The sequence below is a fragment of the Ensifer sp. D2-11 genome (genome assembly GCF_054161295.1).
This window is the reverse complement of record NZ_CP096433.1, coordinates 2588787-2599747: the sequence shown is the minus strand read 5'-3', so window position 1 is coordinate 2599747 and position 10961 is coordinate 2588787. Positions and strand designations below refer to the sequence as shown.

At 62.8% G+C, this 10961-nt stretch carries 12 protein-coding genes; 6 read left to right on the top strand and 6 right to left on the bottom strand.

Going from position 1 to position 10961, the window contains the following annotated elements; all coding sequences use genetic code 11:
- The first annotated feature begins 122 nt into the window (after window positions 1-122).
- Together visN and visR are read left to right on the top strand one after the other, a co-directional pair.
- Window positions 123-860: a transcriptional regulator VisN gene (gene visN, locus M1D34_RS12530; protein WP_027992685.1), complete on the top strand. Its 738-nt coding sequence runs from the start codon at window positions 123-125 to the stop codon at window positions 858-860.
- Window positions 861-871: 11 nt separating this feature from the next.
- Window positions 872-1612, top strand: coding sequence for a transcriptional regulator VisR (visR, locus tag M1D34_RS12525; protein ID WP_003529926.1), 741 nt, complete (start codon window positions 872-874; stop codon window positions 1610-1612).
- 8 nt (window positions 1613-1620) lie between these two features.
- Here visR and M1D34_RS12520 read toward each other — a convergent pair whose 3' ends face one another.
- The 6 genes from M1D34_RS12520 to motA all read right to left on the bottom strand — a co-directional run bounded on the left by M1D34_RS12520 (window position 1621) and on the right by motA (window position 6961).
- The gene (locus M1D34_RS12520; RefSeq protein WP_003529924.1) at window positions 1621-2061 is read right to left on the bottom strand and encodes a BspJ family T4SS effector nucleomodulin; all 441 of its coding nucleotides are present in this window, start codon (window positions 2059-2061) and stop codon (window positions 1621-1623) included.
- A 2-nt stretch (window positions 2062-2063) separates the two neighbouring features.
- Window positions 2064-3146: a flagellar biosynthesis protein FlhB gene (flhB, locus tag M1D34_RS12515; RefSeq protein ID WP_010968725.1), complete on the bottom strand. Its 1083-nt coding sequence runs from the start codon at window positions 3144-3146 to the stop codon at window positions 2064-2066.
- Window positions 3147-3356: 210 nt separating this feature from the next.
- On the bottom strand, window positions 3357-4394 hold the full coding sequence (gene fliG, locus M1D34_RS12510; RefSeq protein ID WP_003529920.1) for a flagellar motor switch protein FliG: 1038 nt from the start codon (window positions 4392-4394) through the stop codon (window positions 3357-3359).
- An 87-nt stretch (window positions 4395-4481) separates the two neighbouring features.
- Entirely contained in the window at window positions 4482-5078 is a 597-nt protein-coding gene (gene fliN, locus M1D34_RS12505) for a flagellar motor switch protein FliN (protein ID WP_498779265.1), read from the bottom strand.
- A 55-nt stretch (window positions 5079-5133) separates the two neighbouring features.
- Window positions 5134-6081, bottom strand: coding sequence for a FliM/FliN family flagellar motor switch protein (locus M1D34_RS12500; RefSeq protein WP_498779263.1), 948 nt, complete (start codon window positions 6079-6081; stop codon window positions 5134-5136).
- 1 nt (window position 6082) lies between these two features.
- Entirely contained in the window at window positions 6083-6961 is an 879-nt protein-coding gene (gene motA / locus M1D34_RS12495) for a flagellar motor stator protein MotA (RefSeq protein WP_003529914.1), read from the bottom strand.
- 223 nt (window positions 6962-7184) lie between these two features.
- Here motA and M1D34_RS12490 point away from each other — a divergent pair, with 223 nt between their 5' ends.
- Genes M1D34_RS12490 through M1D34_RS12475 form a run of 4 tightly spaced genes read left to right on the top strand, consistent with a single transcriptional unit; the run spans window position 7185 to window position 10688 of the window.
- Window positions 7185-7964: a DUF1217 domain-containing protein gene (locus tag M1D34_RS12490; RefSeq protein WP_498779261.1), complete on the top strand. Its 780-nt coding sequence runs from the start codon at window positions 7185-7187 to the stop codon at window positions 7962-7964.
- 1 nt (window position 7965) lies between these two features.
- Window positions 7966-8691: a flagellar basal-body rod protein FlgF gene (gene flgF, locus M1D34_RS12485; protein WP_498779259.1), complete on the top strand. Its 726-nt coding sequence runs from the start codon at window positions 7966-7968 to the stop codon at window positions 8689-8691.
- A 45-nt stretch (window positions 8692-8736) separates the two neighbouring features.
- Window positions 8737-10140, top strand: a complete 1404-nt coding sequence (gene fliI / locus M1D34_RS12480; protein WP_010968730.1) for a flagellar protein export ATPase FliI — start codon at window positions 8737-8739, stop codon at window positions 10138-10140.
- Window positions 10137-10688, top strand: coding sequence for a hypothetical protein (locus M1D34_RS12475; protein WP_013844032.1), 552 nt, complete (start codon window positions 10137-10139; stop codon window positions 10686-10688). The genes fliI and M1D34_RS12475 overlap by 4 nt, the downstream gene beginning before the upstream one ends.
- The last annotated feature ends 273 nt before the right edge of the window (window positions 10689-10961 follow it).

Genomic DNA, 10961 nt, shown 5'->3' with positions numbered 1-10961 from the left:
AGCAATTGATTCGCGTCCTGATACTCGCTTGGTGGCAAGAATACCGGCGAAGCCGGCTGTCGGGGACGACAGGGCAAGCGTGACATTTCAGGGCGTCGAATCCGGCACGGGGGCTGAAAGTCATGGAAATGTCGCGGTCGGACGCAGTCTGGTCTTCGGAGACCGCTGCGCCGCGGGTGTGTGGACGCAAAATATCAAGGGAGCAACTGATCCGAAGGCTTGGGGAAGTGGCCTCGGGCGCGGGTCTCGGCAACGGATTGGCAGCGCTGACGGAGTATGTCGGCGCAACCCATTACCTTCTCGCCCGGCACGATGTCTCGCAGGACGGCGGACTTGATTTTGTCGTCTGTTCCGACTGGCCGTTCGACATCGTTCGGCGCCTTTCGGGCATCATCGCCGGGCTCCATGCAAAGATCACCGAACTGGAAAAGTGCCTCGCCCAACTGCAGCCGGCCTTCCATACGATGCCCGACGATATCGGCTTGCCGCGGGGGGTCAGCCGGAGCTATTGCGCCGTGACCTTCAGCGTGGGGCGCACGCGGTTCTCCTTGATGCTGCTCTTCCCCGAGGACGTGATCCTCTCCCAGGAGGCGCTGCGCGACATCGCGGTGCTTGCCGGCTATGTCGCCAGTCATAAGATCAAAGCCGATGTGCGTCACGATAGGGAATGCGAACTGACCGAGCGCGAGCTCGAATGTCTGTTCTGGATTGCCGAAGGCAAGACGAGCGATGAGATCGCCGTCATACTCGGGATCTCCCGCAACACGATCAACAATTACATCACCAGCGTAATGCGCAAGACGGCGACGCGAACGCGGTCGGAAGCGATCGCCCACGCCGTGCGCAACAATCTGGTTTAGGAGCGGTGACGATGGCTTATCTCGCGACCGAAGATCGCGACGACGCCGGCCGGTCGGGCCGTAACGCCCGCGCGGCGCGGGCAGCGACTCTGGTGACGCGCTTGCAGGCCATGCAACGGCAGATCAACGCGAAGAATTTCGCCGTTCTGCGAACGAATGGCAGGGGCCTTCCTGCAACGCGCAAGCTCACCTGCGTCCTCCACAACTGGGGAGCCTCTTGCGAGGAAAACGCGCGTGATCTGATAATGCTCTATGGCGACGAACTGCTCCAGCATCTCGATCTTTCCTTGCTGCCGGTCCTCTGGAACGGTCAGGGCGAGCATCAGACCGCCGAAGTCTCGGATTTCGGCCCGTTCACACGGCGGCTGAGGGAGCGCAAGCTTCCCTATTCGGGCATCGCCTTTCCGATACGGCTTGGCGCGCAGGGCAATGGCTATGTGATGTTCGCCGGAAGCTACATCGATGCTTCGGGCGAACAGATCGTGGAGCTTCACGGCCGCAGCGCGCAGATCATGGCAGACCTCCTGGCCGCCGACGAGAAGCGTCTGTTCAAGGCGGAGGCCTTGAGCGATCGCGAAATCGCCTGCCTGCAAATGGCCGGCGACGGACATATCAGCGAGGAGATCGCCGAGAAGATGGGTCTCTCGGTGCACACGGTGAATGCCTATCTCGGGGCCGCGACGACGAAGCTCGACTCCGTCAACCGGATCCAGGCGATCGCCAAGGCGATCCGCCTCGGCTATATCAGCTAGCCAGCTCCTCAGCTCGCCAGGGGCAGCGGATAGGTTTTGACGAACTTCGATTCTGCCAGGCTCTTGGCGAGAAAGGCGGTATTCTCGTCCGGATCGCCCGAGGGCTGTTGAAAGTTGATGTGGCTGATCTCGATGCCGGCCGTATCGCCCGCGAGCACGAGGCGCGCATAGACCGTGACGCCGCGGGGCTTCAGTTCGAGGTCGAGGATGACCTCCGGGCGACTGTCCCAGTCGAGATTATAGTTGCCGCCGAGGCCGAAGTTCACGGTGCCGGGCAGGAAGTAGAGCTCTGCCGCCGATTCCACCAAATCGGCGATGCTCGCATAGGACTCGAAGCGCAGGAGCGCGATGAAATCCGCAGCATCGATGAGGCGCAATTCGGTCGCAACCGGACGGATCGCCTCCGCAACTATCTGTTCTCGTTCTTCGGAGAATTGGCACTTTTTCAAGATCATGTCACCCGTCTTTGTTGCGGCTGAGCTGCATAAACCCGGTGAATCAGTTCGGCGACTGCCTTGTAAAACACCGGTGGAATGACACTATCCACCGAGACTTGTGCAAACATGGAGCGTGCAAGCGGCGGATCCTCGAAGACGGGGATGCCGTTCTTCTCCGCAATTTCGCGAATCTTCAGGGCCACCAGGTCCTTTCCCATAGCCACGACGACCGGCGCGTCACTCTCCTCGCGCACATAACGCAGGGCTACGGCATAGTGGGTCGGGTTGGCGATGATCAGGGTTGCGCGCGGAACCGAGGAGATCATCCGCTTGCGCGCGCGGTCGCGCTGCATCGATCTGAGCCGCGATTTGACGATCGGGTCGCCCTGCGATTGCTTCAGCTCGTCCTTGACCTCCTGCCTCGTCATCCTGAGCTCTGTGTACCAGTGATGGCGCGTCCAGAAGAGGTCGACGATGGCGAGCGTCGCGGTGGCGAAGAGAACGACGATGATGATCTGCTTGAGGTCGGAGATCATCGTCGTGAAGATCGTCACCGGATCGGAGAACATCATGTCGAGCGTGGCGAAATAATCGTTCCAGAGCACGAGGACGACGACGATCGAAACGACAATTATCTTGAACAGCGACTTGCCGAATTCCACCAGCCCCTGAACGCCGTAGATCCGCTTGAAACCGGCCGCGGGCGATACCCGGTTCCATTTCGGCTGGATGCGGTCGAGGACCGGCCGCGGCAGGTTCTGGAAGATCGACGATCCGACGCCGAAGAGGATGAGCAGGATGAAAACCGGCAGAACCAGCGCGGCGCATTTCAGAACGACATGCGAAATCAGGGCGACGGCGTCCGTTGCCGTATCGAGCCTCCAGGCTTCCGGCTGCTCGAAAATGTCCTTCAGCGCCTCGGCCATGTTTGCCGCGCCGTCCGAAAGGAAAAAGACGACGAAAATGTAGATTGCCAGCGTCGAGGCGAAAGCGGTCACCTCACGCGAGAAAGGGACGTTGCCTTTTTCGGTCGCGTCGGAAATCTTCTTTTCCGACGGCGCTTCTGTTTTACTGTCCTTGTCCTGCTCTTCCGCCATGAACCAGCAAGCTCCTCAGCAGGCGACAATCTGAACGACGCTTCCGGTTACCGCTCGACCCGAATTCGCGAGGGAATCGTGGCAGCAGACGCAAGCGCACGCTGTTGTGGTGAACCCGGACAGGTCCCTGCGCAAGGGTGGGTGTGCGGCAGCCCGCGCGGGTCAACAGAAATCGGAAACCAAACGCGATATACCGGCAGGCTGGAGGCGTCAGGCGGCCTCCGGCTCCTTTTCCTTGAGCTCGAGCTGCCCGCTTGCGGAGAGGCGAATCGCCTCCTGGGTGATCGAGCGCCTCGCGATCGCGATATCGCGCGGATTGATGCCGGCATCGCCGGCGGCGAGGTCCGATTCGATCATGCGCCGCTGGCGGGCGCCGATGGAGGCGAGGATAGACTCGCGCAACTCCGCCGCAGAACCTCTGAGCGCCATGGTGATGACGTCGGTGGAGACGTCGTTGAAGAGCTGCACGCGGCTCCGCTGCGGCATGAAAAGGATGTCGTCGAACAGGAATATCTTCGGCCGCACCTTCTTGACCGAATCGGTGCTGATCGTTTCGAGCGAGGCGAGCAGCGTGTCGACCTGCGGCTTCTCGAGTTCGTTCATCACTTCGGCGATCTTCGCCGGGCCGGGCGAGTTGCGATCGGCCTCCATCTCTTCGATGATTTCGATAACCCGGGCCTCGATGATCGCCGCCGCCTTCGGGTTGACGTTCTTGATGTTGACGGCACGGTTGAGAATCTCGGGCCGCTGCTTGTCGGAAAGCTGCAGCAGCACCTTGGCGCCGAAGCTCGACGGCATCATCGACAGAACATAGGCGATCGTCTGCGGATGTTCCCGGGCGAGCAATTGCGCGATGATCACCGGATCGCAATCCATCAGCCGGTCCCAGATGCTCGCCTCGTAGGACTGGAAGGTGGCCCGGCGGCCGAGGAGCCCGTCCACCTCGTCCGGCGTCAGGCCCTCTTCGAGAATGCTCTCCATGGCCTTGGCATTGTCCATGAGGCCTGCACCTTCGGTGAAGAGATCCTCGAACTCGTTGACGAGGGCTTCGAGCTCGTGCGGCGGGACGGCTCTGAGGGACTGTGCCGCGGCGATTATGGCCTGCAGCTCGCTCTGGGTGAAGAATTTCAACAGCTTCCCGGCAATCGACTTGCCCATGGCGAGCAGCACCGCGGCCGCCTTTTCCGTCTGGCTCAACGGTTGTGCAAGCGCCTGAGCCTGTGCCTCGAAACTTCCGAAATCCGTCATGGATTCATCCCCGCCCGGTCATCGGGCTTCTAGTGAGTTGAAACGGGATGCGGGCGGAAAACCGCTTACACCTTTCCTCATCCCGCTCTATTTCTTAGTGCCCTTGATCTCCAGGAGCTTGACGCCGAAGCGGGTCACATCGCCCTCGAGAACGGTGATTTCTCCGCGGCCGATCACCCGGCCGTTGACCATGATCTCGACCGGTTCGCCGATCTTGCGGTCGAGCGCGATCGTTGCGCCCTCGGTAAGCGCCATGAGACCGGAGACCTGCATGCGGCTGGTCCCGAGCACGATCTGGACATCGATCGGGATGTCCATGATCAGGTCCATGTTGGCGGTCATTCCGCTGCCGGGCGCTGTTTCACCGGCAGTCGGTGCCGCGTCGAAATCCCCTCCGGCAAAACCGGAGTCCGCGTCGAAGCCGCTGGCTGCCCCGGTTTCCGCGAGGCCGCCGCCGAAGCCGGCAGCGAAATCGCCGCCGAATCCAGCACCGTCAGTGGAACCGAAGTCGCTGCCGAAATCCATGGGCTGTTCGAGCGGCCCGGCTGCGGAGAAATCCGCGCCGAAGTCAGCCTCGCCGTCCTTCTTGAGAACGCCGCGCAGGTCGTCGATCGCCTGGTCGAGCTCGGCATCTGCCGCGAATACGGCCGGTTCTGCGATGGGTGCTGCTTTCTTGGGTGCCATGTGCCGAATATTCCAGTTGAAGCTTGCCTCAGGCATTCTGCCGGGCGAGGGCGGATTAACTCATGATGTGGCGAAGGATGTCCTGCTCGGAGCCGTGGGTATCCTTGACCCGGACCGTGTATCGCGATCCGGAACGGCCGAACTCGCAGACATAGAGGTCGCGCCCGTTGGCGCTCACCTCCACGCGGACATCCTGCCCGTCGTGGAAAGGGATGACGTCCCCGGCCTGCAGGCGGCTGAGCGTGTCGAGCGTCAGGCTTTCCAGCCGGATGCGGGCCTCGAGCGCGACGGCCGATCGGCGGACCTGCTCCTCCAGCTGTTCCGTCCATTCGGTCTTCGCATTCCGGTCCTCGCCCGCACCCTTCCGAGAAACGATCCGGGTCTTGAGGAGCGTGCTTTGCGGGACGATGACCGAGAAGGTGGAGAGCACCGGCCCGAGGCCGATGGTCATGTCGATCGAGGCTGCGAAGACATCTTGGAGCACCGGATCGGGCTTTGCCCGTTCCGCGCTGTTGTACGGGCGGCCGACGACGGGCTCGAACCCGCCGGGCGCGTTCACCGCGGTGCGCAGGACCTCGGCGATGCCGTGAAATACCGGCAAGGCGACATCGATCTCGATCTTCGACAGAGAGCGCGGCGCGGGTTCCTCTATGCTCGTGGGTTCGGCCCCGAGCAGAGCCTCGACGAGTGCGATCAGAACCGGGCTGTCGCAGCCGACCTGGAAGTCCGCGCACCAGTTGCGCAGTGAAAGATCGCCGAGCAGGACTCCGTCTCCGAGAGCCGCGATAAGATCGTTGCGGAGGCCTGTCCGGAAGCCCGCATAGGCGATCGTGACGTCGCATCCGGTCTCCGATTGCAGGACACCGGGCAGGCGTTCATCGAAGACCTGCGCCAGCTCGAGAGCGGTTCGGCCGATGACCTTGTCATCGCCGAGCGCGCCGGTCATGCGCGCGATCAGCCTCCTGTCGAATGCATGGACGTTCGATGCGGTGCTTGTGCTCATGTCAGGCCGCCTTGCTTTCGCTGCCGCCGCCGGGATTCATCATTTCCTGTTCGACCGCATCGATGGACGGCCGCTCATAGGCGGAGATGGTCTTGCGGCCGTATTCGAGTGCCACCTGCGGAACCGAGCCGTTCATGTAGGCAAGCAGCGTCTGCTTGACGATGACATAGAGACGGTTCTGCTTTTCCCGCACGGACTTGATGTTTGCGACGAGGGGCCCGACGATCGAATAGGAAAGAAACACGCCGAGCAGCGTTCCGACGAGCGCGGCGGCGATCTTGGCGCCCAGCACCTCCGGCGCCTCGCTGATCGCGCCCATTGCCTTGATGACGCCGAGAACCGCGGCGACGATGCCGATCGCGGGCAGAGCATCGCCCATGGTCGTCATCGCGTGGTAGCACTTCATCTTGTCGTGGGTGATCGTCTGGATTTCCTCGTCCATCAGCGCCTCTATCTCATGCGAGCGGGCGTTGCCGATGATGATCAGGCGCACATAATCGCAGATGAAGGCGGTGAGCTCCTTGTTCTGCAGGACGGTGGGTGCGGACTGGAAGATCGAAGACTCTTCCGGATTGTCGATGTGGCTCTCGATCTCGTTGCGGGATTTTGTCCTCAGGTCGCGCATCAGGCTGTAGAGCACGCCGAGCGTGTCGAGGTATTCGCGTTCCTTCGGCACCTTGTGCCTGAAGGCCTCGCCGAGTGCCTTGCCGGTGTCTTTGACCACCTTCATCGAGTTGGCCATGATGAAGCCGCCGATGCCGGCCCCGCCGATGATCATCAGCTCGAAGGGCTGGTTGAGGACTTCCAGGTGGCCGCCCATCGCCATGTAGCCGCCGAGGATACAGCCGAAAGTCACAAGAAGCCCGATGATGATGTTCATGCCGATACCTGTCGCGATCGTGAATTTCCTCCGATGAAATAGGGTTCGATCCTTGCGTGAGGCTGGCCGCGGAAACCCCGCGTCCGGGACAGGTTCGCGCAAGCCAACGCCGTCAGGGTTGGCCAGGGTCGGACCGCAATCGCGTCCGGTCCCGACAGTTGGCGCGGGCGGAAGACCGCGCACACATTTCTCATCCCGCTTCATTGCGACAGGCGAGCCGATCGTGACGACGACCTATACGAGCTACAGGCTGATCACTGCGGATCTGACGAAATCGCTGGAACGCGTTTCGGCGCAGCCGGACGTCGCCCGCGAGACGGAGTACTACCTGTCGAAGATCGGCAGCATCAAAACGCTCGACGATTTCTTCGCCGACAGCCGGCTCTACAACTACGCGATGAAGGCGCACGGCCTCGAGGACATGGCCTATGCCAAGGCCTTCATGCGCAAGGTGCTCGCCGAAGGCATCGACAGTGACGACGCCTTTGCCAACAAGCTGGCCGACGGGCGCTACGAGGCGCTGGTCGAGTCGTTGAATTTCGCCCGGCACGGCGAAGCCGCCACTGCCTTCGAGCGGGCGCAGAAGGGTGTGGCCGAAAAATATACGCGCCAGACGCTGGAGCAGAAGGCCGGCGAGGAAAACACCGGCGTGCGGCTGGCGCTCTATTTCCAGCGCATGGCGCCGACGATCGCCAATGGCTACGAAATCATCGCCGACGAGGCCCTCTCGCATGTGGTCCGAACCGTCCTGCAGCTGCCGGCCGAATTCGCGGCCGCCGACGTGGATCGCCAGGCTGAGGCCTACGAGGCGGCGATCGATTTCAAGGATTTCCAGGACCCTCAGAAAATAGCCGAGTTCCTGGACCGCTTCACCGCTCTTTGGGAAATCGACAATTCCTCCGACGGCTATGACCCACTTGCGGTTTTCGGCGCGTCGAGCGGCTACGGAATTTCTCCCGACCTGCTCCTGACCATCAACAATCTGAAACTCGGGGGACGCTGATTTGCAGACCGGTCTCTATGTCGCGCTTTCGTCGCAGATGGCGCTTGAAAAGCGCCTGAACACGCTTGCCGACAATATTGCCAACTCCAACACGGTCGGCTTCCGCGCGACGGAAGTGAAGTTCAACCAGGTGCTGGGCGACACCAAGCCGACAAAGGTCTCCTATGTTTCGGAGGGCGAGGAATTCCTGAGCACCAAAACCGGCGCGCTCGCGCGCACCGGCTCCGCACTCGATTTCGCCATCAAGGGTGACGCCTGGTTCTCGATCGACACGCCCGGCGGCCCGGCGCTGACGCGCGACGGCCGGTTCACCCTGACGGAGACCGGCGAGCTCGTAACCATCAAGGGATATCCGGTGCTCGACGCCGGCGGCGCGCCGATCCAGCTGAACGGCGGTGCCGGTGAAATTGCCGTCGGTGCCGATGGTGCCATTCACCAGAACGGCGTCCAGATCGCCCTGCTCGGGCTTTACGAGGCGGATTTCAGCAAAGGCTTCATGCGTTACGACAACAGTTCCGTTATGCCGGCCGCCCAGCCGGAACCGGTCGTTGACCGGTTCGACGTCGGCGTGATGCAGGGCTTCCTGGAGGGGTCGAACGTGAACGCCATACAGGAAATGTCGCAGCTGATCATGATCACCCGCGCCTTCGACAACGTCACCGCGCTTATGCGCGACAGTGAGGGATCGCTCGATAAGGCCATCGAGACGCTCGGCGGCAGCCGTTGACGGTTCTATCGACGGAATTTGGGGCGGGACGGAACGGAAAGCCGGATGGCACGCGAAGCCGCTGAAAAAACTGCAACATCGACGTCGCTCGCGGCGCTCGCCGGGCTGGTCGAGCGCTATGCAAATCCCGACTTTGCCATCGCACCGGGCGGTCATGTCCAGACGATTTCGCCGGGGCATTACACGGTCAGCGGCCTGTCGCGGCACGTCCGGCTCGGGGACTTCGTGGCGCACAAGAGCACGACCGGCACCCATCTCGGCGAAGTCGTCCGCGTCGAGCCCGAGCGGGTGGTCGTCTGCCCGATCGAACCGGGGGACCCGATCGGCATCCATGACGTCGTCATCCGCAAGGGCGCCTTCCGCATAGCGCCGACCGACAACTGGTGCGGCCGCACCATCAATGCGCTGGCCGAGCCGATCGACGGCCTGGGCGCGCTGCTGCAGGGCGACATCCGCCGCTCGATCGCGAACACCGCGCCGCCATCCATGACGCGCAAGCGGGTGGAGCAAGGCTTCAGGACGGGCGTGCGGGCGATAGACATCTTCTCCCCGCTCTGCCTCGGGCAGCGCCTCGGCATCTTCGCGGGCTCCGGCGTCGGCAAATCGACGCTGCTTTCCATGCTGGCCCGCGCCGACGCCTTCGACAAGGTGGTGATCGCCCTGGTCGGCGAGCGCGGCCGCGAAGTGCGCGAATTCATCGAGGACACGCTGGGCGACAATCTTTCGAAATCGGTCGCCGTCGTCGCCACCAGCGACGAGAGCCCGATGCTGAGAAAAATGGCGCCGCTGACCGCGGTCACGATTGCCGAACATTATCGCGACAAGGGCGACAACGTGCTGCTCATCGTCGACAGCGTCACGCGTTTCGCCCATGCGATCCGTGAGGTGGCGACGGCAGCGGGGGAGCCGCCGATCGCCCGCGGCTATCCGGCCTCGGTCTTCACCGAATTGCCGCGGCTGCTCGAGCGCGCCGGGCCCGGCGCCGAGGGAGCCGGCACGATCACGGCGATCATTTCGATCCTGGTCGATGGCGACAATCACAACGACCCGGTCGCCGACTCGGCGCGCGGCATTCTCGACGGGCACATCGTCCTCGACCGAAGCCTTGCCGAAGAGGGGCGCTACCCGCCGGTCAATCCGCTCGCCTCCATCTCGCGTCTTGCCCGAAAGGCCTGGACGCCGGACCAGGAGAAGCTGGTTGCCCGGCTGAAATCCTTGATCCACCGCTTCGAGGAAACCCGGGACCTCAGGCTCATCGGCGGCTACCGGCCGGGCGGCGACGCCGATCTCGACATGGCGATAAAGCAAGTGCCGGTCATCTACGACGTCTTGAAGCAGATGCCCGGCGAACGGCCCGCCTTCGACGCCTTCACGGACCTCGCCAACGCGCTGAAGGCAGCCGCGATGGGCAATCAGCCGGGCGCCGCCGGCCTGCGCGGAAGGGGATGAAATTGACGGACTTCGATGCAGACGAGATCGTGCGCCAACGCCGCCGCGAAACCCGGATGCCGCTGATCGACAAGATACTCGGTGCGATCGGCCTGGCCATGGCTGCCTGTGCGACGTTCCTGCCGTGGTACGTCTATCTGCATCCGGAGAAATTCTCGATGCCGTCGCTCTGGCAGGGAACGACGCGCGATCTGCCGGAGCGCCCGGACCGGCAGATCCTGTCGGTGTCGCCGCTGGCAATGACGGACATGGACGAGGAGACCGCCGCCGCGGTCGATCGCCTGACGACGGCGACGGTGCCGGGGCTCGATCAGGATCCCGCCGAAGGCACGGACATGGGGGCTCCCGATCAGCCGTTCCCCGGAAAAGAGAGCTTCAAACTCATGCACGTCGCCAATGGCCGCGCGCTCATCGAGGACGCGAGCGGCATGTATATCGTCCGTATCGGTTCGGTGTTGCCGGACAACAGCCGGCTTGCGACCTTCGAGGAGCGCGACGGCCGCTGGGTGATGATCACGTCCAAGGGCGAGATCTTCGCGGCGAAGTAGCGTAGGGGCCATAAGCGGGGTGCGGCGGGGCTATTTCCCGTCGCGCTTGCCCCTCATCCGCCTGCCTCTTGTTCCCTTCTCCCCGCATGCGGGGAGAAGGGAACAAGAGGCACCCGCCTCAGCCCGTGCAATCTTCACCGCAAATGGGTCGCGTATGTGAGCCACGTCCCCTCTCCCCGCCTGCGGGGAGAGGGCTAGTCCTCGGGTTAACCCGAGGAGAGGGGCAAGATCACGGTGCAGTCCTTCCGCATCCCCGACAAGTCCCACGCAAGA